This is a genomic window from Amycolatopsis jejuensis, assembly GCF_000717335.1.
In the GTDB taxonomy this organism is placed as follows: Bacteria; Actinomycetota; Actinomycetes; order Mycobacteriales; family Pseudonocardiaceae; genus Amycolatopsis; species Amycolatopsis jejuensis.
This window is the reverse complement of sequence record NZ_JNYZ01000032.1, coordinates 79,175-102,729: the sequence shown is the minus strand read 5'-3', so window position 1 is coordinate 102,729 and position 23,555 is coordinate 79,175. Positions and strand designations below refer to the sequence as shown.

Annotated in this window: 26 protein-coding genes and 2 riboswitches; of the genes, 14 read left to right on the top strand and 12 right to left on the bottom strand. The window is 68.8% G+C overall.

The features are described 5' to 3' along the window. Nucleotides 1-366: 366 nt before the first annotated feature. Nucleotides 367-1,535, bottom strand: a protein-coding gene (locus OO71_RS35970; protein ID WP_425388733.1) for an IS3 family transposase whose coding sequence is annotated in 2 segments (ribosomal slippage) — nucleotides 367-1,266 and nucleotides 1,269-1,535 — 1,167 coding nt in all. Because the reading frame shifts where the segments join, the coding sequence is not laid out codon by codon here. Between the two features lie 214 nt (nucleotides 1,536-1,749). After that, nucleotides 1,750-1,877, top strand: a riboswitch (TPP riboswitch). Between OO71_RS35970 and thiC the strand changes: the two genes are divergently transcribed. After that, the gene (gene thiC / locus OO71_RS35960; RefSeq protein ID WP_033294471.1) at nucleotides 1,871-3,514 is read left to right on the top strand and encodes a phosphomethylpyrimidine synthase ThiC; all 1,644 of its coding nucleotides are present in this window, start codon (nucleotides 1,871-1,873) and stop codon (nucleotides 3,512-3,514) included. It overlaps the preceding riboswitch by 7 nt. After that, complete coding sequence (gene thiD, locus OO71_RS35955) at nucleotides 3,511-4,335, top strand: bifunctional hydroxymethylpyrimidine kinase/phosphomethylpyrimidine kinase (protein WP_033294470.1); 825 nt, start codon at nucleotides 3,511-3,513, stop codon at nucleotides 4,333-4,335. Before thiC ends, thiD (OO71_RS35955) begins: the two co-directional genes overlap by 4 nt. A gap of 3 nt (nucleotides 4,336-4,338) precedes the next feature. Here thiD (OO71_RS35955) and OO71_RS35950 read toward each other — a convergent pair whose 3' ends face one another. Together OO71_RS35950 and OO71_RS35945 are read right to left on the bottom strand one after the other, a co-directional pair. Next, complete coding sequence (locus tag OO71_RS35950) at nucleotides 4,339-4,689, bottom strand: hypothetical protein (RefSeq protein ID WP_033294469.1); 351 nt, start codon at nucleotides 4,687-4,689, stop codon at nucleotides 4,339-4,341. 177 nt (nucleotides 4,690-4,866) lie between these two features. Continuing rightward, entirely contained in the window at nucleotides 4,867-5,871 is a 1,005-nt protein-coding gene (locus OO71_RS35945) for a phosphatidylinositol-specific phospholipase C domain-containing protein (RefSeq protein WP_033294468.1), read from the bottom strand. A gap of 104 nt (nucleotides 5,872-5,975) precedes the next feature. Here OO71_RS35945 and thiD (OO71_RS35940) point away from each other — a divergent pair, with 104 nt between their 5' ends. Continuing rightward, nucleotides 5,976-6,809, top strand: coding sequence for a bifunctional hydroxymethylpyrimidine kinase/phosphomethylpyrimidine kinase (gene thiD, locus OO71_RS35940; RefSeq protein WP_033294467.1), 834 nt, complete (start codon nucleotides 5,976-5,978; stop codon nucleotides 6,807-6,809). On the opposite strand, the gene OO71_RS35935 is transcribed toward thiD (OO71_RS35940), so the two are convergent. Together OO71_RS35935 and OO71_RS35930 are read right to left on the bottom strand one after the other, a co-directional pair. Next, nucleotides 6,806-7,237, bottom strand: a complete 432-nt coding sequence (locus OO71_RS35935; protein WP_033294486.1) for a MarR family winged helix-turn-helix transcriptional regulator — start codon at nucleotides 7,235-7,237, stop codon at nucleotides 6,806-6,808. The genes thiD (OO71_RS35940) and OO71_RS35935 overlap by 4 nt on opposite strands. 143 nt (nucleotides 7,238-7,380) lie before the next feature. Continuing rightward, nucleotides 7,381-7,998 (bottom strand): TetR/AcrR family transcriptional regulator, encoded by a 618-nt coding sequence (locus OO71_RS35930; RefSeq protein ID WP_033294466.1) that lies wholly within the window; start codon nucleotides 7,996-7,998, stop codon nucleotides 7,381-7,383. Between the two features lie 57 nt (nucleotides 7,999-8,055). Here OO71_RS35930 and OO71_RS35925 point away from each other — a divergent pair, with 57 nt between their 5' ends. Further along, nucleotides 8,056-8,997, top strand: coding sequence for an NAD(P)-dependent alcohol dehydrogenase (locus OO71_RS35925; RefSeq protein WP_084145507.1), 942 nt, complete (start codon nucleotides 8,056-8,058; stop codon nucleotides 8,995-8,997). Here the strand turns inward: OO71_RS35925 and thiG are convergent. From thiG to thiO, 3 genes are all read right to left on the bottom strand, one after another. Beyond that, nucleotides 8,994-9,746, bottom strand: coding sequence for a thiazole synthase (gene thiG / locus OO71_RS35920; RefSeq protein WP_033294465.1), 753 nt, complete (start codon nucleotides 9,744-9,746; stop codon nucleotides 8,994-8,996). The genes OO71_RS35925 and thiG overlap by 4 nt on opposite strands. A gap of 2 nt (nucleotides 9,747-9,748) precedes the next feature. Continuing rightward, nucleotides 9,749-9,949 (bottom strand): sulfur carrier protein ThiS, encoded by a 201-nt coding sequence (gene thiS, locus OO71_RS35915; RefSeq protein ID WP_033294464.1) that lies wholly within the window; start codon nucleotides 9,947-9,949, stop codon nucleotides 9,749-9,751. After that, nucleotides 9,949-11,037, bottom strand: coding sequence for a glycine oxidase ThiO (thiO, locus tag OO71_RS35910; protein WP_033294463.1), 1,089 nt, complete (start codon nucleotides 11,035-11,037; stop codon nucleotides 9,949-9,951). The genes thiS and thiO overlap by 1 nt, the downstream gene beginning before the upstream one ends. Beyond that, nucleotides 11,034-11,139: riboswitch (TPP riboswitch) on the bottom strand. Its footprint overlaps the gene before it by 4 nt. 30 nt (nucleotides 11,140-11,169) lie before the next feature. Between thiO and thiE the strand changes: the two genes are divergently transcribed. Continuing rightward, complete coding sequence (gene thiE, locus OO71_RS35905) at nucleotides 11,170-11,835, top strand: thiamine phosphate synthase (RefSeq protein WP_033294462.1); 666 nt, start codon at nucleotides 11,170-11,172, stop codon at nucleotides 11,833-11,835. Between the two features lie 3 nt (nucleotides 11,836-11,838). On the opposite strand, the gene OO71_RS35900 is transcribed toward thiE, so the two are convergent. Then, nucleotides 11,839-12,624 (bottom strand): hypothetical protein, encoded by a 786-nt coding sequence (locus tag OO71_RS35900; protein WP_342669971.1) that lies wholly within the window; start codon nucleotides 12,622-12,624, stop codon nucleotides 11,839-11,841. A 131-nt stretch (nucleotides 12,625-12,755) separates the two neighbouring features. Between OO71_RS35900 and OO71_RS35895 the strand changes: the two genes are divergently transcribed. Next, nucleotides 12,756-13,700: a threonine ammonia-lyase gene (locus tag OO71_RS35895; RefSeq protein ID WP_033294461.1), complete on the top strand. Its 945-nt coding sequence runs from the start codon at nucleotides 12,756-12,758 to the stop codon at nucleotides 13,698-13,700. 6 nt (nucleotides 13,701-13,706) lie between these two features. Here OO71_RS35895 and OO71_RS35890 read toward each other — a convergent pair whose 3' ends face one another. Both OO71_RS35890 and OO71_RS35885 read right to left on the bottom strand, forming a co-directional pair. Then, nucleotides 13,707-15,218, bottom strand: a complete 1,512-nt coding sequence (locus tag OO71_RS35890; RefSeq protein ID WP_033294460.1) for an MFS transporter — start codon at nucleotides 15,216-15,218, stop codon at nucleotides 13,707-13,709. Between the two features lie 4 nt (nucleotides 15,219-15,222). Then, nucleotides 15,223-15,978 (bottom strand): GntR family transcriptional regulator, encoded by a 756-nt coding sequence (locus OO71_RS35885; protein WP_033294459.1) that lies wholly within the window; start codon nucleotides 15,976-15,978, stop codon nucleotides 15,223-15,225. Between the two features lie 155 nt (nucleotides 15,979-16,133). Between OO71_RS35885 and OO71_RS35880 the strand changes: the two genes are divergently transcribed. Together OO71_RS35880 and OO71_RS35875 are read left to right on the top strand one after the other, a co-directional pair. Further along, nucleotides 16,134-17,177, top strand: coding sequence for an SIS domain-containing protein (locus tag OO71_RS35880; RefSeq protein ID WP_033294458.1), 1,044 nt, complete (start codon nucleotides 16,134-16,136; stop codon nucleotides 17,175-17,177). Further along, nucleotides 17,174-18,130, top strand: coding sequence for an N-acetylglucosamine kinase (locus tag OO71_RS35875; RefSeq protein WP_033294457.1), 957 nt, complete (start codon nucleotides 17,174-17,176; stop codon nucleotides 18,128-18,130). The genes OO71_RS35880 and OO71_RS35875 overlap by 4 nt, the downstream gene beginning before the upstream one ends. A gap of 90 nt (nucleotides 18,131-18,220) precedes the next feature. Here OO71_RS35875 and OO71_RS35870 read toward each other — a convergent pair whose 3' ends face one another. Then, nucleotides 18,221-18,898 carry a DUF3159 domain-containing protein gene (locus tag OO71_RS35870; RefSeq protein ID WP_033294456.1) on the bottom strand — a complete coding sequence of 226 codons (678 nt, stop codon included), beginning with the start codon at nucleotides 18,896-18,898 and terminating at the stop codon, nucleotides 18,221-18,223. A 271-nt stretch (nucleotides 18,899-19,169) separates the two neighbouring features. On the opposite strand from OO71_RS35870, the gene OO71_RS35865 reads away from it, so the two are divergent. The 6 genes from OO71_RS35865 (at nucleotide 19,170) to OO71_RS35840 (ending at nucleotide 23,456) form a co-directional block, all read left to right on the top strand. Beyond that, on the top strand, nucleotides 19,170-19,991 hold the full coding sequence (locus tag OO71_RS35865) for an SGNH/GDSL hydrolase family protein (RefSeq protein ID WP_033294455.1): 822 nt from the start codon (nucleotides 19,170-19,172) through the stop codon (nucleotides 19,989-19,991). A 65-nt stretch (nucleotides 19,992-20,056) separates the two neighbouring features. Next, the gene (locus OO71_RS35860; RefSeq protein WP_156096728.1) at nucleotides 20,057-20,794 is read left to right on the top strand and encodes an OmpA family protein; all 738 of its coding nucleotides are present in this window, start codon (nucleotides 20,057-20,059) and stop codon (nucleotides 20,792-20,794) included. 6 nt (nucleotides 20,795-20,800) lie between these two features. Then, nucleotides 20,801-21,223 carry a LapA family protein gene (locus tag OO71_RS35855; protein ID WP_033294454.1) on the top strand — a complete coding sequence of 141 codons (423 nt, stop codon included), beginning with the start codon at nucleotides 20,801-20,803 and terminating at the stop codon, nucleotides 21,221-21,223. A gap of 71 nt (nucleotides 21,224-21,294) precedes the next feature. Further along, complete coding sequence (locus tag OO71_RS35850) at nucleotides 21,295-21,771, top strand: DUF6932 family protein (RefSeq protein ID WP_033294453.1); 477 nt, start codon at nucleotides 21,295-21,297, stop codon at nucleotides 21,769-21,771. Next, complete coding sequence (locus OO71_RS35845; protein WP_033294482.1) at nucleotides 21,768-22,652, top strand: hypothetical protein; 885 nt, start codon at nucleotides 21,768-21,770, stop codon at nucleotides 22,650-22,652. Before OO71_RS35850 ends, OO71_RS35845 begins: the two co-directional genes overlap by 4 nt. A gap of 144 nt (nucleotides 22,653-22,796) precedes the next feature. Beyond that, nucleotides 22,797-23,456 (top strand): hypothetical protein, encoded by a 660-nt coding sequence (locus OO71_RS35840; protein WP_033294452.1) that lies wholly within the window; start codon nucleotides 22,797-22,799, stop codon nucleotides 23,454-23,456. Nucleotides 23,457-23,555: the final 99 nt, after the last annotated feature.

Sequence of the window (23,555 nt, the reverse complement as noted above, 5' to 3'; positions counted from 1 at the left end):
GGTGACAATTGCTCTGTCGCAAGAACAATCATCCCAGGCCAGAGGGCATCTGCCCGTCCAGACACGGCCTACAACACCACAAACACCGGTGGATCCAGGCCAGATTCCCTCAAGGTTCCCTTCACGGACTTACATTCCGTGAAGGTTCCCTTCACGGCTTTCACCCCCACCTCGCGAACCGCAGCCGACGCACCCACCGGACCAGGCACCCAGCCCCCGCCCTGCACCCCGATCCGAAGCCCCACACGTGCGGAGGGTGCTTGTCAAGGCATCTTTCCCGCCTTGACAAGCACCCTCCGCACGTCGTCACAATCGGGCTTCGGGGTGCCCCCACTGGGGTTCCCCCCGTGGATCGGACACTGGTTTTTATGCTGCGTGGGTGGTGGGTGGACTGTAGTGGGTGCGGGTTTCTTGTGGGGTGTGGTAGCCGAGGGTGGAGTGCAGGCGGTCGTGGTTGTAGTAGGTGAGGTAGGCGAACACGGCCTGTCGGGCCTGTGTGCGGGTGGTCCAGGTGCGGGTGCCGATTTCGGTTTTGAGGGTGGCGAAGAAGGATTCGGCGGCGGCGTTGTCGTAGCAGGATCCGGTTCTGCCCAGGGAGGGGCGGATGCCGTGTGCGGTCAGGGTGCGGTGGAATTCGGCGGAGCGGTATTGGGTGCCGCGGTCGGAGTGGAACACCGCGCCCGGGCGGGTCAGGCCGCGGTCCGCGGCGAGGGTGATCGCGTCACACACCAGATCAGCACGCTGATGCCCGGCCAGGGCGTGCCCGACGATCTCGCGGGTGTGCAGGTCGAGCACGGTCGCGAGGTAGAGCCAGCCTTCTTCGGTGGGGAGGTAGGTGATGTCGCCGACCAGCCGCTGTCCCGGCGCGTCGGCGGTGAAGTCCCGGCGGATCAGGTCCGGGACGGGAACCGCGGCCGGGTTCGGCTTGGTCAGTGAGTGTCGCCGTCGCCGGGTGAACCCGGCGATACCGCGTTCCCGCATCACCCGCTCGATCTTCTTGTGGTTCACCACCACACCACGGCGCCGCAGCTCGGCGGTGACCCGCGGACTCCCATAGGCACCCCGGTGAGCGGCGTGGATACCGGTGATCTCGCGAGCCAGCCGATCCTCGGCCGCGGCTCGCCGGTCGCGAGCGGGAGTCGATGCGAGCCATTCGTAGAACCCGGGACGACGCACGTTCAGGACACGACACAGCCGAGCGACACCACACGTGTCGCGATGGTCGGAGATGAACCGGTAGCTGCAGGTCAACGACCCATCTCCTGCGCGAAATAGGCGGCCGCTTTCCGCAGGATCTCCTTGTCCTTCTCGAGTTCGGCGACCCGCTTCCGCAACTGGCGCAGCTCGCGTTCCTGCGCATCGCTGCCCGTTTCCGCGGCCCGCTCCGCCCTCTCCACAGCCCGCACCCAGGTCCGCAGAGTCTCGTGATTCACCCCCAGCTCACGAGCCACCTGCGCCAACGGACGCGACGAGGACCGCACCAACACGACCGCGTCCCGCCGAAACTCCTCCGGATACCTCGACGAACCAGACACAAACACATCCTTCCCCAGGCCAAAGCCAAGGATCAACGTGTCCGATCCGAAGGGGGAACCCCACCACGCAACAGTCCCGGCCAACACAGAACCCCACCGCAACAGTTGGCCTACAGAAGACCCACCGCAACGACCCTGGGCCACACAGGCGAGACCCACCCACGAGGGTTGTGCCAACCCCGCCCTCATGGCATCGTCGAAGAGGAACCTCAACCGAATGCAACGCGGGAGCTCGCGCCTTGGCGGGCTGAGAGGGTGGCTGGTGTCCTGGGACACCCGGCGCCACCGACCGCATGAACCTGACCGGGTAATGCCGGCGTAGGGAGTGAACGTCGTTGACGACGCTGGAAAATCAGGGCGCCATCGCACCGTCCGTCACCACCGGGCCCATCACCGGATCGCACAAGGTCTACCACCGGACCGAATCCGGGTTGCGGGTCCCTGCGCGGCGGATCGACCTGTCGAACGGGGAGCACTTCGACGTGTACGACACGTCCGGGCCGTACACGGATCCGGACGTGCACATCGATGTCCACAATGGACTGCACCCGCTGCGGTCCGGCTGGGCCGACGGGCGGGAGCACAACACCCAGCTCGGCTGGGCGAAAGCCGGGGTGATCACCCGGGAAATGGAGTTCGTCGCCGCGCGGGAACGGTGTGCGCCGGAGTTCGTGCGGGACGAGGTCGCGCGCGGGCGGGCGGTGATCTGTGTCAACCGCAAGCACCCGGAGAGCGAGCCGATGATCATCGGCAAGAAATTCCTGGTGAAGATCAACGCCAACATGGGCAACTCGGCCGTCTGGTCCTCGGTGGAGGAAGAGGTCGACAAAATGGTGTGGGCCACCCGCTGGGGCGCCGACACCATCATGGATCTCTCCACCGGCAAGCGCATTCACGAAACACGTGAGTGGATCATCCGCAACTCGCCCGTCCCGGTCGGTACCGTGCCGATCTACCAGGCGCTGGAGAAGGTCGACGGGGAGCCGGAAAAGCTTTCCTGGGAAATCTACCGCGAGACCATCATCGAGCAGTGCGAGCAGGGCGTCGACTACATGACCGTGCACGCCGGGGTGTTGCTGCGGTACATCCCGCTCACCGCCCGGCGGGTCACCGGAATCGTGAGCCGCGGCGGGTCGATCATGGCCGCGTGGTGCCTTGCGCATCACCAGGAATCGTTCCTGTACACGCATTTCTCCGAGCTGTGCGAAATCCTGCGGGCGTACGACGTCACGTTCTCCCTCGGCGACGGTCTCCGCCCCGGCTCCATTGCCGACGCCAACGACCGCGCGCAGTTCGCCGAGCTGGAAACCCTCGGCGAGCTCACGCACATCGCCCGCGAGCACGACGTGCAGGTGATGATCGAAGGCCCCGGCCACGTGCCGATGCACAAGATCAAGGAAAACGTGGAACTGGAGGAAAAGCTCACCGGCGAGGCCCCGTTCTACACCCTCGGTCCACTTGCGACGGACATCGCGCCGGCGTACGACCACATCACGTCCGCGATCGGCGCCGCGCAGATCGGCTGGTACGGCACGGCGATGCTGTGTTACGTCACGCCGAAGGAGCACCTCGGCCTGCCCAACCGCGACGACGTGAAAACCGGCGTGATCACGTACAAGATCGCCGCGCACGCCGCCGACCTCGCCAAGGGGCATCCGCACGCGCAGGAATGGGACGACGAACTGTCGAAGGCCCGTTTCGAATTCCGCTGGAACGACCAGTTCAACCTTTCGCTCGACCCGGACACCGCGCGTTCGTTCCACGACGAGACGCTCCCCGCGGAACCGGCGAAGACCGCGCATTTCTGCTCCATGTGCGGGCCGAAGTTCTGCTCCATGCGGATCACCCAGGACGTCCGCAAGTACGCCGAGGAGCACGGTCTGTCCACTGTGGAGGCGATCGAGGCCGGAATGGCCGAGAAGTCGCACGAGTTCTCCGAGCAGGGCAACAAGGTCTACCTGCCCGTCGTCGGGCAATGACGACCACGCCCCGCACCGCCCTCACCATCGCCGGATCCGATTCCGGCGGTGGTGCGGGCGTGCAGGCGGATTTGCGCACCTTCTTTGCCAACGGTGTACACGGACTGGTCGCGCTCACCGCGGTCACCGTGCAGAATTCGCTTGGCGTACAGGGATTCACCGAGATTCCAGTCGACGTGGTCACCGCGCAGATCAAAGCCGTCGCCGGAGACATGGGCGTCGACGCGGCGAAGACCGGCATGCTCGCCACTGCGGAGATCATTCAGGCAGTGGCGAAAACGCTCGACGAGGTCCACATCGGACGCGACACGGACACGCCGTTCGTGGTCGACCCGGTAGCCGCGTCGATGACCGGGCACGCTTTGCTGCGCGAGGAAGCGCTGGAAGCAATCCGCACCGAACTGTTCCCGCGCGCCACCCTGATCACGCCGAACCTCGACGAGGTACGGCTGCTCACCGGGGTCACCGTCACTGATACAGCAAGCCAGCGCACGGCCGCGGAAGCGTTGCTGGAGTTCGGTTCCCGGTGGGTGCTGGTGAAGGGCGGGCACCTCTACGACGCCGAGGATTGCGTCGATCTGCTCACCGACGGATCGGCCGTGGTCGAGCTGAGCGGACCACGGATCGCGACGGAAAACACCCACGGCGGCGGCGACACGATGGCGTCGGCAATTACTTCGTCGCTCGCGAAAGGCGCCGACGTACCCACTGCGGTCGCCGAAGCGAAATGGTTCATCGAGCGTTGTGTCGCGGAGGCTTATCCACTCGGCGCCGGGGTGGGACCGGTGTCCCCGTTCTGGCGGCTCGCGGACCAGTCGTGAGTACTACTTGAATGCGATCGAAGTCTTCTTGAGGGTCCCGTGCAGGATGCATTCCTTGACGTCATTCCGGTTGAAGTTCACCGAAGACGCATCGGTTCCGCTGATCACCTCGGCGTAGCAGTGCCAGCCGGACGGGGAGTTGGCCTGGACCTTGAACACCTCGGACTTATTGGTACCCCAACGTCCGGAGCAGGCTTTGCCTGCTCCGGTGTACACACAGATGTTTGCAACGGTTCCGGAGAAATTGGAAAGCCGGAAGTTGTACGTGGTCGCTGCCGCACTCGGCGTGGCGGCAGCGGTCAGTGCCAAGCCGACAATTGCCGGCATCGCGGCCGCAGCGAGAAGTTTGCGCATTGCCACCATACAGGTTCACCATTTCCTTACGCTCGCGGTTCCTGATCTTGACCTAAACCCAAGCTAGGTTCGTTGTTGTCAATCTGTCAGGCAACCTCGCCGGCTACTGGCAGTTGGTCTCTCCAGCTTTGCCCGAAAGTGCCTTGACCCGGCAAAGCGATGCGTAAGTCGGGGCATCTAGCCACGCGGATCCACCTGCGGCAACACGGTGGAAAGCCCGGTCCAATCGGACGTCACCACCGAAGCGTGCTGCCTGGCCAGTTCCACAACCCGCTGGTTCGCCTGATCTACGGTCGGATTGCGGTCGTCGATGGCCGGGGCGACATTCTGGGCGTCCGTCATGACCACGTAGTAGTGATTGTCGTCGTACCAGGACATTCCGGCCTTCGCGAGCCATTCGCTCGCGTCCCCGTCGAAAACGACGAACCACGGTTTCTGTTCCGCGGAATACTGGTCCCGCGGATCACCGGCGGCCGCGCCGTGGACGGTCGGGAAGATCTGTACCGAATCCAGCTTCCCCGACGCCTTCTGTGCCAACAGGTAACGGCAGTACTCGACATCGGTGCGTAAAGTGTCAGTCGGGTTGTTCTCCTCGACCGTGCCCGGAATGATCTCCGTGATCACCTTGCCTCGCAATGCATCCACCGACGGCCAATTGTCTGCTTTGGACGCTTCGTCGAGCGTGCCGTACCCGCCGAGCAAGTCGGCCGGTTTGAACACCGCGCTGCCGAGGTGGTCGCGCAGGGCTGCGTCCAGCTGCTCCGGGCCGAGTCCGGTATTGGCGGAAAAACCGGTCTTCATCTCGAGTTTCAAAGTGATCGGAGAATGTCCGGGATGTGCCCCGAGCCAGACACGGATGTCGTCGAGGCAGGATTCGAGGTCTTTGTTCGCGCCGCCGGAGTACAGGTCGGGGGCGTCGACGCAATTGTTGCCGTTGCCGAACGGGTTGGAGTGGCTCACTTTCCACTCGTGGGTGAAGAAATCGGGCCACACGTCGAGTTCGATGAGGGAAGAACCGTTGTCGAGCGCCTGCGCGAGATACGGGTAGGCGGCCGGATCGTAGGTGTTGTGCACGCCGACCGTGGTCACGTGCGAGAGCTTCGGAGTGTCCGCCTGCGCCACCGCGGGGACGAACAGCGTGAGTACGGCTCCGGCCACCACGAGCGCCGAGTGGAGTTTCATCCTGTCTCCTTCGTCACCGGACCAAGGCATACTGTGCCATCGTGGTGGACTGTGAATGAAGCACAGCTGACCAAATGGACTAGACCAGAAGTCGGGACGCGCCCATGACCGAGAACCCCAGCCCGCCCTCCGCGCTCACCATCGCCGGATCCGACTCCGGCGGTGCGGCGGGGCTGCAGGCGGACCTGCGTACCTTCCTGACCTGCGGGGTGCACGGCCTGGTCGCGGTCACCGCGGTGACGGTACAGAACACCCTCGGCGTGCACGACCGCGCGGATCTGCCGCCGCACATCGTCGCCGGGCAGATCGAGGCCGTGGCCGCCGACATGGGGGTGGGCGCGGCGAAGACGGGCATGCTCGCGTCCGCGGAAATCATCCGCGCGGTCGCCGCGGCCTGCGACAAAGCCGGAATCGGCCGGGACGGCGCAATTCCGTTCGTGGTCGATCCGGTGGCCGCCTCGATGACCGGACAGCCCCTGTTCGACGACGGCGGACTCCACACCCTCCGCGACGAACTCCTGCCGAGGGCCACCGTCGTCACCCCGAACCTCGACGAGGTAAGGCTGCTCACCGGCCTCACGGTCACCGATCGCCACGGCATGCGCACCGCGGCGCTCGTGCTACACCAGCTGGGCCCGAAATACGTACTCGTGAAGAGCGGCCACCTGGAATCCGACCCGGAATGCGTAGACCTGCTCTTCGACGGCACGACATTCGTCGAACTGCCCGGCCAGCGCTGGCAAACCCCGCACACGCACGGCGCGGGTGACACGATGGCGTCCGCGCTTACCGCCGGGTTGGCCAAGGGCATGCCGGTCGTCGAGGCGGCGCGCTATGGCAAGTGGTTCGTGTCCCAGGCCGTGGAGCACTCGTACCCCATGGGCGCCAAAGTCGGCCCCGTGTCAGCCTTCTGGCGGCTCGCGCCTGAAGACCGCTAGCCCTCGTCCGAGATCAGCGACTCCAGCGCGGGCAGCGCGGCGATGATCGACTCCCGCGCTTCCGGGCTCAGCCGGTCCAGGCGGCGGTTCAGCTCCTGCACCCGGGTGGACCGCACGCCCGACACGAGCCGTTCGCCTTCCTCCGTTGCGCGGGCCAGCCATGCCCGCCGGTCGACCGGGTCGGATTCGCGCGTGACGTAACCGGCTTCCACCAGCGTCGCCACGATTCGCGACATCGTGGCCGCGGCGACGCCCTCCTTGGCGGCGAGGTCGCCCAAGCGCAGCTCGCCGAAGTGGACGAGCGTGGCGAGTGCGGAGATCGAACCGTGGCCCGGCCCGGGTACGCCCGCTTGGCGCAGCGACCGCGAAAGCCGCCCCACGGCGAGGAACAATCGGCCGGATACGTCCTGGACCGAGGAAAGAGTCACGATCGGCTCCTTCTGACGCTGGTGCCCGCCGCTGGGTGCGCCGGAAAGGGTGTCGTCCACCATACGGCCTGCCGGTGCTCAATCAGTGTCAAGCGCGGGCGAAATCACCAAACGAAGCCCTTTCGCGCAGCGAGACCTCGGAGTCAGAGCACTGACGCGTCGAGCGGCAGGTCGGCGGGCGGCGGCAGCGGCTCGGCGGTTCCGGCCCGGAACGACTGCAGCAGATACCCCACGAGCCGCCGGGACGCGGCCGCTGCGTCGGGGCCGGCCCGCAGGCCGCCGTTGGCCAGCAGGATCAACGGCAGGTCGGACAGCGCGAAATCGGACCGCAGCGTACCGGCCTCCTTGGCGCGGCGGATCAGCTCCGCGAACGCCTGCGCGGCGCGGTCACGGAACTTCCCGAAGGCGGCCTCGTCCGGGAGCGCGGTGACGATCGCGACCGAAAACCCGTGGTTGCGTGCCTGCATCGCGCACACTTCTTCGATCACCCGGCAGAACGCGCGCCACGGATCGGGATCGGCGAGCGCCTCGTCGAGCATCCCGGCGCACTCGGCCATCGGCTCGGCGAAGGCCTCCGCGACGAGGTCGGCCTTGGTCGGGAAGTGGCGGTACACCGTCGCGACGCCGAGGCCCGCCCGCCGCGCCAGCTCGCTCATCGACACGCCGAGGCCCTCGGTTTCGAAGGTGCGCCCGGCGACGTCGAGGATCTGCGCGCGATTGTTGGCCGCGTCCGTGCGCAACCGAGTCGTTTTTTCCGGCACTCTCTCACTTTAGCCCAAACGGAAGCCCCCTTCCATTTTCCGTGCTACAAGTGGAACATGCCTTCCACTTCGATGCGATACGTTGCCTACGACCGTTACGGGCCCCCGGACGTGCTGTACGAGACCACCGGACCGCTGCCGTCGGTTCGCCCCGGAGACGTCCTCGTCCGCGTGCGCGCGCTGTCGGTGAACGGCGGCGAGCTGTACCTGCGATCCGGGAAACTGCGGCCGTTCAGCGGCAACCGGTTCCCCAAGCGGGTCGGCCTCGACCTGGTGGGCGAGGTCGTGCAGCCCGGGTCGAGCCGCTTCGCCGAGGGCGACCTGGTGTGGGGCGTCGGCCGCAGCACGACCACGGCAGCGGAGTACGTCGCCGTTCCCGCCGAGCGGCTCGACCACGTACCTGCTGGTCTCGATCCCGTACCGGCGGCGGCGCTGCCCGTCGGCACCACGGCGATCACCGCGCTGCGTGACAGGGCCGACCTGGCGCCGGGCGAGCGGCTGCTGGTCCGCGGCGCGACCGGCGGCGTCGGCTACCTCGCGGTGCAGCTCGGCAAAGCCATGGGCGCGCATGTGACCGGCTTGGCCAGCGCGAAGAATCTGGACCTGGTGAAGGAACTCGGCGCCGACGAGGCCATCGACTACCGCGCGCCGGGCGCTCTGGGCCGGTTCGACGTCGTTCTCGACACCGTCGGCACCGAACTCGCCGACTTCCGCCGCCTGCTCACGCCGCACGGACGGATGGTCGGGATCTCGTTCGACCCCGACCATCTCCTGCGCACCGCCGGCTACCTCCTGGTGAACTCCCTGCACCGCACCCGCTGGACACGCTTCTTCAGCGGCAACCCGAAAGCCCCGCTGCTCGCCGAGCTGGGCCGTTTGGTGACCGCAGGCGCACTACGCCCCCTGGTCGACCGCGTGTTCCCGCTGTCCGACCTCGCCGGGGCACACCGGGCGCTGGAAAACGGCGGCGTACGCGGGAAAATCGTCGTCGAGGTCTAGCGCGGCGGGCTCGAGGCCTGTGCCCAGAACCGTTGCGGCACCCGCCCGGCGCTGCGTGCCAGGTAACCCGCCTCGACCGCGCTGCGCATCGCGGCGGCCATCCGTTCCGGATCCGCGGCGCGCGTAACGGCTGTCGACAACAGCACCGCGGAGCAGCCCAGCTCCATCGCGAGCGCGGCGTCCGATGCGGTGCCGATGCCTGCGTCCAGCACGATGGGGACCGTCGCGCGGGACACGATCAGCTCGATGTTGTGCGGGTTGCGGATACCGAGCCCGGTCCCGATCGGGGCGCCGAGCGGCATCACCGCCGCGCAGCCCGCTTCTTCGAGGCGCAGCGCGAGAACCGGGTCGTCGTTGGTGTACACGAACACCGTGAACCCGTCGGCCACCAGGCGTTCGGCGGCGTCGAGCGTCTCAAATGGGTCGGGCAGCAGCGTCCGGTCGTCCGCGTGGACCTCGAGCTTCACCAGGTTCGTCTCCAGGGCCTCGCGGGCGAGCTGCGCGGTGAGCACCGCCTCTGCCGACGTCCGGCAGCCCGCGGTGTTCGGCAGCAGCTCGATGTCCAAGCGCCGCAACAACTCCAGCACGCCGGAACCACCCTCGGCGTCCGCGCGGCGCATGGCGACCGTGGTGAGCTGGGTACCCGAGGCGACCAGCGCGCGCTCCAGCACCTCCAGGTTCGCGGCGCCGCCGGTGCCGATGATCAGCCGCGACGACAACTTGTGTTCGCCGATGACCAGGTCGTCCATGCTCAGCCTCCCTGAACCGCGGTCAGCACTTCGAGGTCGGCGCCCTTCGGCACCACCGATCCGTCCCATTCGCCGCGCCGCACGACCTCGCCGTTGACCGCGACCGCGACCCCCTGGCGGGCCGCCCCCAGCGCGTCCAGGACCTCGGACACCGTGGCGCCGTCGGGAAACTCCCGCCACTCGCCGTTGACCTTGATCTCCATCAGACTCGCTCCTTCTCGACCAGGCGGGCGGGCGTCGCTGCGGCTACCTCCGGAGGCGGGGCTTCCCCGTCGAGCCACGCGACCACGGCGTCCGCTGTCACGGGCGCCATCAGCAAACCGTTGCGGTGGTGTCCCGTTGCCGCGTACACGCCTTCGCTCACTTCGCCGATGTACGGCAGAGCGTCGCGGCTTCCCGCGCGCAGCCCGGCAGCGGTCTCCACCAGCTCGTACTCCGTGATGCCGGGCAGAATGCGTTCCGCGCCTTCCAACAGCTCGCGTACGCCGCGCGCGGTGACGGCCTGATCGAAACCCGCTTCGTACTGCGTCGCGCCCAGCACCAGCTCTCCGTCTGCGCGCGGCACCAGGTAGATCGGACGTCCTTCGACCATCGCGCGCACTGTGTACGGCGGAGGCGGCAGACAACCCCTACGCGGCCGCAGTCGCAGAATCTCGCCCTTCAGCGGACGTACGGCGTGTTGCAGCAACGGGTGCAGCTGTCCGGTCCACGCACCGGCCGCGAGGACGACGGGACCGCTCAACTCCGAAAGCGCAGAAACACGAGAACGACGGAACGTGACCCCACGCTGAGTAGCCGCGTCGTACAGCGCAGTGAGCAGCTTTCGGTTGTCCACAGCCAAATCGCCCGGAACGTGCAACCCGCCGCGGACCGCGCCGAGGCCAGGAGCCAGCCGACGCGCCTCGCGTCCGGTCAAAGTTTCCACCGAGCGGCCGAGAGACCGCAGGTACCCGGCGAGGATGTCGAGATGACCGGCGTCGGCGCTGTCGAAGGCGACGACGATCGTGCCGTGTCCGGCCAGCCCGGGATCGGTGCCCTCCGCGGCGAGGTCACGGGCGAAGCCGGGCCAGCGCCGGAGCGACGCTTCGCCGAGGCTGAGCACGTCCTCCTCGCCCGGCCACGCCTCGGTGACCGGCGCGAGCATGCCCCCGGCCACCCACGAAGCACCGCCACGGACCGGATCGGGGTCGACCACCGTGACGCGCCATCCGCGCGCCGCCGCGCGCCAGGCTGCGGACAGCCCGATGATGCCACCGCCCACGACAGTGACGGTTTCGTTGCCTGGACTCACTTTCGAATCACGCTCCCTGCGCCGGCATGACCCGGATCAGGTTCCACGGTCGGAGCGGCAGCTCCCTCTCAGCCCGTGCCCCGGGCTCCCGTGCGGACCACCCCACCGTAGCGCGCGGGTAACGTCACCGCCATGCCCGCCCTGACCGGAGACCAGATCCGCGCCCGGCTCGCCGACGCCCGGCTTTACCTGTGCACCGACGCCCGCGCCGCCCGAGGCGACCTCGCCGAGTTCGCCGACGCGGTGCTGGCCGGTGGCGTCGACATCGTGCAGCTGCGCGACAAGACCGGCGGCAGCCCGCTGGAAGCGAAACACGAGATCGCCGCGCTGGAAGTGCTGGCCGACGCGTGTGCGCGGCACGGCGCGCTGCTGTCGGTGAACGACCGCGCGGACGTGGCGCTGGCCGTCGGAGCAGACGTGCTGCACCTCGGTCAGGACGACATCCCGGTACCGCTCGCCCGCCGCATCCTCGGCGACGACGTGGTGATCGGCCGATCCACCCATTCGGCCGAACAAGCCTCGGCGGCCGCCGCCGAGGACGGCGTGGACTACTTCTGCACCGGCCCGTGCTGGCCGACGCCGACCAAACCGGGCCGCTCCGCGCCGGGCCTCGACCTGGTCCGCTCCACCGCGGCGAGCGGCACCGAACGGCCGTGGTTCGCCATCGGCGGCATCGACGAGACCCGGCTGGCCGAAGTCCTGGACGCCGGAGCGTCGCGGATCGTGGTCGTCCGGGCGCTCACCGAAGCCGACGACCCGAAAGCCGCCGCACAGGCTCTCCGCGTCCGGCTGGCCTGAGCGTCACTGATCGCCGTTCGACGGCGGCGCGGCCTTCGTCGACGGCTGGCTCGTGGTGCTCGGCTTCGACGGCGAGCTCGTGCTCGACGACGGCGGCGGCGCCTGCTCCTTCGTGGACTCCGACGTGGTCGGCGGCGGAGTCGTGGGCTCCGTCGCCGGATTGTCCGGCGGTGCGTCCTTGCTCTCCGGCGCCTGCGGCGAGTTGTTCGAACCGCCGTCGTGGCTCGGCTCGCGGTCCTGGCTCGTCTGCGGCTGGCGCGGGATCAGCCCGGTGGACACGGTGCCCTTGGTGGTCCAGTCGATGCCGAGCAGCACCACCAGCGCGACCACGAACGCCACCACGCTGGACCCGATGATCAACGGCCATCGCATCGTGCGCAGTTTCTCGCCGAGACTGCCGGACGGTTCCGGCTCCTGTAGCTTGGACAGCCGTACGGTCGGCATTTCCGACGGGTCCGTGCTGAGGTGCATCGTGGGCGCGTCCCCCGGATCGCTCACCGGCGTGAGCCCGCCCCGGCTGCGTCGCTGACCCGCCGTTTCGAGCGCCTTCTTCGCCGCTTCCCGCGTGCGATGCAGCGACCGCAGGTACACCTCGCCGCCGACGGTCGTGATCACGCTCGCCACCCCGGCACCGACCACCGTCCCCGCGACCCCCAGCGTCGAACCCAGCAACGCCGCGGTGACCGCCGCGAGTGCCGCGGCCACCACCGAGGTCATCCGGAGACCCTTCTTCTCCTCCGGTTCTTCCTTCTGCTCCTTGCTCATGATCCCGATCTGGTCGTTTCCCACCCTTTTCCCTGCTTCTCTCAACGGTTAAGTCGGCCGAGGTGCTCCTTTCGTTGCCCCGGCGTGAGGGACGCCACGTTGACTGTCCACAGTGGATGGACTAAAAGCTCACACTTTCCTGACATACTCTTGGCATGCGATTCGTGACGATCTCCGACGTCGAGGCTGCGGCCGAACGGGTGAAGGGCACCGCACTGCACACGCCGTTGCTTCCGCAGCTGTGGGCACCGGGTCAGCTGTGGCTCAAACCCGAGAGCCTGCAACCGATCGGGGCGTTCAAGATCCGCGGCGCGTACAACGCGATCGCGGCATTGCCCGACGCGCAACGGGAACGCGGGGTCGTTGCGTATTCAAGTGGTAACCACGCGCAGGCAGTTGCTTACGCGGCGCAGGTTTTCGGCATTCCGGCGGTGATCGTGGTACCCGACGTCACCCCGCGGCTCAAGGTCGAAGCCACCCGGCGCTGGGGTGCGGAAGTACGGGAAGTGCCGATCGCGGAACGGGAATCGGCCGCACACGAGGTCGCGCGGGAACGCGGGCTCACCCTCATCCCGCCGTTCGACCACCCGGACGTCATTGCCGGACAAGGCACCGTCGGCCTGGAAATCGCCGCGAACCTGCCGGACGTGGACACCGTGCTGGTCCCGGTGAGCGGCGGCGGGTTCGCCTCGGGCGTCGGCACCGCGATCAAGGCGAAGTGCCCGGGCGCCAAGGTCTACGGCGTGGAACCGGAGCTGGCCGCCGACACCGCGGCAAGCCTGAGTGCGGGCAAACGCGTGGACTGGCCGATCGAAGACCGCGCCCGCACGATCGCCGACGGCCTGCGCGCGCAGCCGTCCGAGCTCACGTTCGCACACCTGCAACGCGTACTGGACGGCATGATCACGGTCACCGAGGACGAAATCCGCGACACGGTAAGGGTTCTCGCCCGCCAGGGCCGCCTGGTCACCGAACCGAGCGGCGCCACCGCCCCGGCCGCATACCTCCACCACTCCGCGGAGCTCCCCGGCGGCCGCACGGTCGCGATCGTCTCGGGCGGCAACATCGACCCGGCCCTGCTGGCGGAACTCCTCGCCTGACCGAGGTCAGGCCGGGCGGTGCGCGCTCGGGTGTACGTGCGTCGGCGGGCCTTCCACGCCGCAGTGCAGGCAGTCGCCCGGATGCGGGGAATCGTCCGACTCACCCGGGCCCGCGCCGAGGACACCGTTGTGAATTCCCAACGCGATCAGCCCGCCGGCAATCGCGAGTACCGCGCAGATCACCAGTGCCATCCGCCATCCGGCGGTGAGCGCGACCGGGTCGCGGTAGGCCGAACCGGTCAGTCCGGCGGCTGCGGGCAGTACCGCAACAGCCAGAAGTCCACCCGATCGGGCGATGGCATTGTTGACCCCGGAAGCGACTCCGGCGTACCGGTCCGGCGCTGCGGCGAGCACCGTCGCGGTCACCGGAGCGACCACGGTGGCCAGTCCGAGCCCGAACACCACCACCGCGGGCAGCACCGAGCCGAGGTAGGAAGACCCGGGTTCCACGCGCGTCAGCAGCAGCATGCCGACCCCGACCACGATTGGTCCGGCCACCAGCTGCAGCCGTGGCCCGATCCGCTGCGCGAGCGCTCCCGAGCGGCTGGAAAGCAGCAGCATGATGATCGTGATGGGCAGTCCGGCGAGCCCGGCCAGCGTCGGCGAATAGCCGAGCGACACCTGTAATTGCAGCACCAGCAACATCATCACGCCGCCGAGCGCCGCGTAGACCACGAACGTCAGCGCATTCGACAGCGTGAACGTGCGGTCGCGGAACAGGCTGGGCGGGACCAGCGGCTCGGCGGAACGGTGTTGCAGCCACAGGAACACGCCGAGCCCGGCCACGCCGACGGCCAGCGCGGCCACCACCACCGGGTCGCCGATCCCGCGTACCGGCGCCTCGACCAGGGCACCGGTGACCCCGGCCAGCCCCACCGCGCCGACCGCCGCGGCCAGGTAGTCCGGATGCCCGGCGGCCGCCGGGTCGCGGGATTCCGGCACGAACCGGCGGGCCATCAGCACCACGACCACCGCGAGCGGCAGGTTGATCAGGAACGCCAGCCGCCACGACCACGCCTGTACCAAGAGGCCGCCGAGCAGCGGACCGACCGCGGCGGCGATCCCGCCGAGACCGGACCACGCGCCGATCGCGCGTGCCCGGTCGTCGTGGGCGAAGGCCGACTGCAGAATCGCCAGCGACCCCGGCGTGAGCAGCGCCCCGCCCACGCCCTGCAGCACGCGAAAGACCACGAGCAGCTCGGTGGACGGCGCCACCGCGCACAGCCCGGACGCGAGCCCGAACCACACCACGCCGACCAGGTACACCCGCCGCCGCCCGTAGCGGTCGCCGAGCGAACCGGCCACCAGGATCAGCGCGGCCAGCGCCAGCAGGTACCCGTCGAGGATCCACTGCAGGCCCGCGACCGATGCCTGCAGCTCCTCGCCGATCCGGGGCAGCGCGACGTTGACGATCGTGCCGTCGAGCATCGCCATCCCCGACCCGAGGATGGTGGTCCAGAGCACCCCGCGGGCGGCCGGCGTGCCCCAGCGGATGCCGGTGTCCCCCGCGACGGTCACGTGGTCAGGGCAGCAGCGTGGTGACGAACTTGTACCGGTCACCGCGATAGACCGCGCGGGCGAACTCGACCGGTTTCCCGTCCTTGGCGAAGGAATGCCGGGTCAGCATCATCACCGGCATGCCGACGTCCGCACCGAGGATCTCGGCCTCCTGCGGCCCGGCGAGCGACGTCTCGATCGTCTCCTCGGCCCGGTCCAGCTCCACGCCGTAATGCTCACGCAGCACGGCATACAGCGAGCCGCCCGCCGTGATGTGCTTGCGCAGCCCGCGGAAACGGCCGAGCGGGAGATGCGTGGTCTCGAGCGCCATCGGCTGCCCGTCGGCCAGCCGCAGCCGGCGAAGGCGAAGAATCTTCGCACCGTTGCGGATCTGCAGCAGCTTGGCCAGCTCGCCTTCCACCGGCAGCTCCTCGACCTCGAGCAGCTTCGACGACGGCTTCAGGCCCTGCTTGCGCATGTCCTCGGTGTAGGACGAGAGCTGCAGCCGCTGCGCGACCTTGGGCTCGGCCGCGAAGGTGCCCTTGCCCTGCACGCGGTGGAGCCTGCCCTCGGCGGTGAGGTCCGCCAGTGCCTGGCGCACGGTCGTGCGCGACACGGTGAACTCGCCCGCGAGCGCCCGCTCGGTCGGGATCGGCGATCCCGGCGGCAAGGCATCGAGCAAATCGAGCAAATGCTGCTTCAACGCCCAATATTTGGGTTCGCGCTGCCCGCGCACACCCGCGGCGGTTCCCGACTCACCCGCGGGGGATGTCTCCAGCATGACCGGCTCCCTCAGTTTTCCAACCTTAACGCGCCACTTCCCCGTGAGGAAACGTACCCTTTTCCCAGCCTGCTCCGCCCGGCTAGCATTGGTCTAGACCTGACCGGACGCCGCCCAGCACTACCGGGACTCCCGTCCCGGCGGAGAGGAAAGTGATGACCCAACAACGCCCCGGCGAGCACATGGCCGCGGAAATCTCGGAGCAGCCTGCCGTATTGGCCGGGCTCGTCGAGCGGCGGGCCGGAATCGCGGCGGTAGCTGAAAAGATTTCACAAAAGCCTCCTCGATTTGCCCTTCTCGCCGCCCGCGGTTCGAGCGACCACGGCGCGTTGTACGCGAAATACCTGATCGAGGTACTTCTCGGCCTTCCGGCGGGGTTGGTATCCCCGTCCACCGCGACGTTGTACGGCGCGCGACCGGATTTGCGCGACGTGCTCTTCATCACGGTAAGCCAAAGCGGTGGTTCTCCCGACCTGATCGAGGTCACCGAAGCCGCCCGGCGGCAGGGCGCGCTCACCGTGTCGGTCACGAACACCCCGGACTCGCCGCTGCGCGCGGCCGCCGAGCTCGGCGTCGACATCGGCGCCGGGGTGGAGAATGCGGTCGCGGCCACCAAGACGTACTCCGCCACACTGCTCGCGCTGTATCTGTTCATCGACGCGGTGCGCGGTGGCAAGGGCGAGGACGCCGAGACCATCGGCGAGCTGGCCCAGCAGACCCTCGACGGCGCCGCCGACGGCGTGCAGCGGGCAGTGGATCGGTATCGCTTTGTCGACCGCGTGCTCACCACCGGACGCGGTTACTCCTACGCCAGCGCGCTGGAAGCGTCGTTGAAACTCGCCGAGACGAGCTATCTCGCGGCCCGCGCGTACAGCGGCGCCGATTTGCTGCACGGCCCGGTCGCCGCCGTCGACGGCGAGACCGCCGTGCTCGCGGCCACCAGCCTCGGCCGCGGCAGCGAGGCCATGCGCGAAGTGCTCGACGCCGTCAGCGCACGCGGGGCGGACGTCCTCGCGGTCGGTTCCGCGGCGCAGGACATGCCTGCCGCGCTGCGCATCCCGGTCGCGCCGAGTGCCGAGGAACTGGCTCCAGTACTGGAAATCCTGCCGATCCAGCGGATCGCACTCGGCCTGTCCCTTGCCCGCGGCGGCAATCCGGACAACCCGCGTGGCCTGCTGAAGGTGACCAAGACCCGGTGACCCTCGTCGTCGGAGTGGACGCCGGTGGCACGTCGACCCGGGCAGTCGCGGTCGACGCCACCGGCGCTGTCCACGGTTCGGCAGCGGGCGGCGGAGCGAACCCCAATTCGCATCCGCCCGCCGTGGCTGCCGCGCGGATCGCCGAAGCGATCGACACCGCCTTGGGTGGCAGGCGCGACGTGCTCGCCGCCGTGGTCGGCATGGCCGGGGTCAGCAAACTGTCCGATCCGGACGTTGCCGCGGAGTTCTCCGCGGCGTGGCAACGGATCGGCCTCGGCACCGTGGTCCGTACGGTCGGCGACGCCGAAGTCGCTTACGCCGCGGCGACTTCCGCCCCGGACGGCACGGTGCTCATCGCCGGTACCGGCTCGATCGCCGGGCGGATCCGCAACCGCCGGATGGTCGCCACCGCGGGCGGGCACGGCTGGCTGCTCGGCGACGAGGGTTCGGCATTCTGGCTCGGCCGCGAAGCCGTCCGCGCCACTCTCGCCGCGCTCGAACGGGGTGCGCCGCTCGGCGGGCTGGCCACGACTGTGCTCGCCGAAGCGTTCGGACCGTCCGCAGTGGACGAAGGTCCGGACACCATGTGGGCGCTCGTCACGCGGGCCAATGCGGAGCCGCCGATCCGCCTCGCCCGGTTCGCTCCGCTGGTGAGCGCTGCCGCCCGCTCCGGCGACCCGGTCGCGGAGGAAATCACCGCCCGCGCGGCCCGTCATCTCGTCGCCACGGCGCGCGCCACGCGCGAGCCGGGAGAAAAAACTCCCGTCGTCCTCGTCGGCAGCGTGCTCACCGGAGACAGCCCGGTCGGCGCGCTCGTGCGGACCGAATTCGCCGGGCTCGACGTCCTGACCAGCTCTGATGGCGTACTCGGCGCGGCCTGGCTCGCCGCAGTGGACGCCTGGGGCGAGGACACCCCACGACCATCCCGACGGGTGAATGCCACCAAAACGTGAGTGGAAGAGCCGAAACCGTCGACTCAACCCCACCGGGCCGGGTACCGTAGGAACCGGCCCCCGGACCCTCCCCCCTCGCCGGGGGCCGCCTTATGTCCTGGGTCCGTTCGGTTCGGGCTCGTCTTCCGCCTGCTCGGGCGCCAATCGCAAGCCCGGATGGTCAGCAGGCAGGGTCCGGTAGAGCACCCAGCCGCTCACCGCCACGGTCGCGGCCACCAGCGGCCAGGAGAGCACGGTGCGCGCCACGCCGAGCGCCACCACCTGCCCGGTCCACCACAGCAGGCCGTACACGACCACGCGCAGCAAGTACTGCAGCACCCACACGCCACTCGCCCACGAGTAGGCGCGCAGCAACGCCGGGTCACGGCGCCAGCGGGTCTTCTGTCCGATGAGGAGTCCCACGATCACGCCGAGCAACGGCCAGCGCACCGCGATGCTCGCCGCGAACAAGAGCGCACTCGCCGCGTTGGAGAAGAGCTGCAGCAGGAAGAAATCCTCGGCGCGGCCGGTGTGCATGGCGATGAGCGCGGCGATCACCACCGCGGCAAGGCTCACCACCACCGCGCGGGCCTTGTCGCCGCGGACCAGCCGGTACCCGCCGAGCAGCACGGCGACGCCGATCGCCACCCCGGCACCCCACGCGATCGACCGGCCGGACGCGAGCCAGCCGACGACGAAGGCGGCAGGCGGGATGCTGGCGTCGATCGCTCCCCGGCGGCCACCGAGGATCTGCGTGAGCGACTCCCGCGCCGGTCCCTCTTTCGTCACAGCTTCCAGCCTGCCGTAACTCCGCGCGGACCCCCAGGGCGGGAGACCTTCACCACACGCCGCCCGATTGGTCCGGTTCACGTATTTCAACCCGGTGAAATCGGCGTAATGCGGAAGCGGTCGGACCCGACAACGTAAGAGACTGTGACATCCGGCTGAACCGGGTGTGTCCGGCGGGAAGGATATGGGGATATCCGACTGTTAGTTGAGGTGTACAACTACAACGGGGACGCACGGGGAAGAGGCGCGCCGGAGGGAAAGGGGACCCAGCGTGTACGGGATCAACAGCTACGTGGCCATCGGGGACAGCTTCACCGAAGGTCTCAACGACGCACGGCCGGACGGGACGTTCCGCGGCTGGGCCGACCGGCTGGCCGAGATGCTGGCCGGCGGCGAGCCCGGTTTCCAGTACGCGAACCTGTCACTGCGCGGCAAGATGCTCGACGAGATCATGGACGAGCAGGTCCCGAGCGCCCTCGACCTGAAACCCGACCTCGTCACCCTGTGCGCGGGTGGCAACGACGTGATCGTGCCGGGAGCCGACCCGGACGCCATCGCCGCGCGGCTCGAGGCGGGGGTGGCGAAGCTGCGTGCGGCCGGGATTCCGGTCGTGATCTTCAACGGCCCGGACACCAAGACTTTGTCGGTGATGAGCGTGCTGCGCGGGAAGGTCGCGATCTACAACACGCATCTGTGGGGGATCGCGGCCCGGCACGGCGCGAAGATGGTCGACCTGTGGACGATGGCGCCGCTGCACGACCGCCGCGCCTGGAGCGACGACCGGCTGCACTTCACCTCCGACGCGCACCGGCGCATTGCGCTGCTCACCGCCGAGGTGCTGGGCGTGCCGGTCACCGAGGACTGGCGCGAGCCGTACCCGGGACCTGCCGAGCCGGCCACCTGGATCACGTCGCGGCGTTCGGACCTCGCGTGGACCAAGGTGCACCTGCTGCCGTGGATCCGCCGTCAGCTGCGCGGGGAGTCGATGGGAGACGGGCTGTCCCCGAAGCGGCCGCAGCTGTCCCCGGTGGTACCTGCCGACCCGGCGACGCTCGAGCTTGACCTCGACCTGCACGGCAACGCCCCTGCCTGAGCGCCACCCGAACGGCGGCCTCCACCAGGTCGCCAAGCGGGCAAGCCCGGCATATGGTCATTTTCATGTCCGGTGCACGAGGGTGGCTTCGCTTGATCCCCGTCGCAGTGGTGGTCACGGCACTGCTCGCGGGCATCGTCACCTTGCTGCAGGCGGGCGGGATGCAGGAAGACCTCGCCGCCCGGTCACGCTCCGCGCTCGACGCGGCTGGGATCCGCGGCGGCGACGTGCAGTTCTCCGGCAGGCAGGCGACACTCGCCGGGTTCCCGGCCGAGCAGGCCGGACAGGCGCTGGGCATCGTCCAAGGGGTCGAGGGGGTCGAATCGGCGCAGGTGTCCGGTGGGGCGGCGCCGGTGGCGTCCGCGCCGTCTCCGGTGCCGTCAGTGCCGTCGGCGCCGCCGAGCAGCCCGCCACCGAGCACGCCGAGCACGCCGGCCGGGCCGCCCACGGATCGCGACGGGATCCAGGCCGAACTGGACCGGCGGCTCGCGGACGCGCCGATCACGTTCGAACCGGACACCGCACGGCTCACCGACGAAGGCGAGAAGGCCGCCCGCGACCTCGCGCCGCTGCTGCGGGATGCGCCGAACAACGTGCGGTACCGCATCACCGGGCAGGTCGCGGACGGACCCGGTGGGCGCAGCGCGGCACTCAAACTCTCCCGAAACCGGGCGCTCACCGTGATCCGGCTGCTGATCCGTGAGGACGTACCTGCCGATCGGTTGCTCGCGGTGGCGAGTACCGAAGCGGCCGGCGGAGACGGCGGCGACCGGCGGGTCGAAATCACTGCGGAACAGAGGTGATGGCTGATGCTGTGGCTCTTCGGGCAGATCTGGCTGTGGCTGCTCGTCTCGTTCCTGCTGGGGGCGGCGGTGATGTGGCTGCTCACGCGGATGACGCGGCCGAAGCGCGCGGCGGAACCCGTCGCCGCGGCACCGTTGCCGGTGCCGGTTCCGGTCGAAGATCCGGCCGAGGAAACCCGGTACTTCCCGCCGGTCAACCCGTACGACAGCGGGCATTACGACGACGAGGTCTACAACGACTACCCGGACGTCGATCCGGACGAACCGTACGACCCCCATCACGCACCGCAGAACTCCGGCGGGCACCCGCTGCCCGATCCGGAACCACGGTTGTCCGGCGAGCTGAACTGGCCTGCCGAGGACCCGCCTGCCCCGCACTGGCCGGACGACAACGAACCGGCGCCGCGCCGACCTGGACGCAGTGGCTGACACCCACCTGGTAGATTCGGCTACGCACGGTAAGCGGGCGCCGAGGGCCCCGGACGAGGTCAGGAGGTCCGATGGCGCTCCCGCACTGGACGCCGCAGAACCTGCTGCCCCCGGGACGGCATCACGCCGACCTCGCGGATGTCTACGAGCGGCTGGTCTACGACGCCCCGCATGCGCACGAGCGCGAGATCCTCTTCAGCGCACTCAACAGCTACCTCGGGGTCGCCCAGCGGGTGATCACTTCCGGGCGGGCCTGGCTCGGCGGCGCGTTCGTCAGCCGCACCGCGCATCCGCCGAGCGGCCTCGACGTCGTGCTGCTGCCGGACGAATGGGGCGCACTGAAACGGCTCGACGAAACCGGCCGTACCGCGCTCTACGGGCTGCTCACGTTGCGCGGCATCATCGTCGGCCAGCCCGCGATGTACCTCGACCAGATCCAGCCCGTCGGCGGCATGCTGGACGGCTTCCTGTGCCGTCCCGGCGACGAGGACGTGTGGGAATCGGTGTGGGCCGAAGGTGGCCGAGGCGTCCCGGAGATGGTGTGGTGAGGAACGAGTTCCGGCGGATCGCGGACGAGATCCCCGGCGGCACGTGGCTGGACGACCTCGCCCGCGCTTCGGCGATGGCGGCGAACGCGAAGTTCGAACGCACGTCCCGCGCGCCGCTGCTGCACGTTTCGGTGATCGGCGAAACGAACCTCGACGCGTACACCTTTTCCGACATCAGCCGCGCACTACAGGATGCGACGGCGAAGATCGGGCACATCATCCGCAATCCATCCAATGAGGTGACTTTCGTCCAGCCGGCGGACCGCGACAAAGCCCCGCTCATCCAAAAGGGACAGGCGGGGAACGCGATCTTCTTCGGATTTCCCGAACCGGCGGTCGATGACGCACTGATCCACGACGGAATCGAAACGCTGTCCGAACGCGCGGTGAAAGAACTGTGCGATTTCCTTCCGGCCAACGGTTCCGACGACGGCGCACTCGACGCGGTACTGCTGCAGCGCGACACCGTGCGCAATGCGGTGAGCGACATCGTCAACGCGGTGAGCAAGCACGCCGGGATCGGCATGGCGCTCACCCCGACCGCGGGCGAGTACGTCACCCGCAGCATGACCACCGAACAGGCTCGCGTACTGCAGGGCAGCCTGCGCGAATCCCGTGAGGCAGTGGGATACGAGACGGTGACCGGCCGCCTCGACGGCGTGCGCACGCGGCGGCGGATCTTCTATCTGGAGCGGGAATCCGGCGGCACGATCCAGGGTGCGGTGGCGCCGGATCTGCTCGACCAGATCAAGGAGAACCTCGACCGTCCGGTCACCGCGCGGCTGCGCGTGGTGCGGACCACCACGATCGACGGCCGCCGCGGCCGCCCGGTCCACGAACTGCTCGAGATCACGCCCGAAGTCAACCTTTTCGACCACTAAATGGAACATCGGGCAATCCCGGCGGGAAATGACGTCGGCCCGCGCCACGCGGTAAATGAATGACATTGTCAGTCCATAACGATTTCGCCGCACCGACCCGCTTTGCGTTAGCGTCTTCGCCATCTCATCCCGGAAGAGGCACGCATGACGACCGAGCAGCCGTATCCGGCCGCACCCACCCGACACGGCCGGGCCACTGCCCACAACGGTCCCCAGCACGCACCCCGCCGCAGGCGGGCGAACTGGCCTGGCGGCCTCGCCGTCACCTGCGGACTCGGCGCGGCCGGGGTCGCCTTCGTCCCGGACTGGGGTTTCCTCGCCTGGCCGCTCGTCGGAATCGGGCTGGCCGCCGGAATCACCGGAATCGTGATGTCGTCGAAAGGCGCGATGCGGGGGCTCGGCATCGCGCTCACCGGCACGGTGCTGTCGCTCCTGGCCGGGGTGCTGGCCGGCGCGATGATCCTGTACCCGTCGATGTTCGGCACGGTGCGCGCCGGTGAGCTGCACATTCCGCCGCAGCCGGGCGAAAAGCATTCGGTGGACTTCGTGGTGACCTCCGCCGGCGGCGCGACCGTGCGGTACGGGACGTTGAACGACCAGCGCACCGCCTCCGCCCCGGCGAGCACCGACGGCTGGCACGGGCTGGCGTCCTACGACGGCGGCGCACCGGTCCTGTCGCTCACCGCCGACACCGCCAACGCGGGCGTCACCAACGAGATCAGCTGCCAGATCCTGGTGGACGGCAAGAAGGTGGCCGAGAACAGCGGGTCGTCGATCGCACTCTGCACCGCGAACGTGGACTGAGGTCCGTGAAGGGAACCTTCACGGAATCAGATTCCCTCATGGTTCCCTTCACAGCCCTACATTCCGTGAAGGTGGCCTTCACGGAAGGGCGTGGTGGAT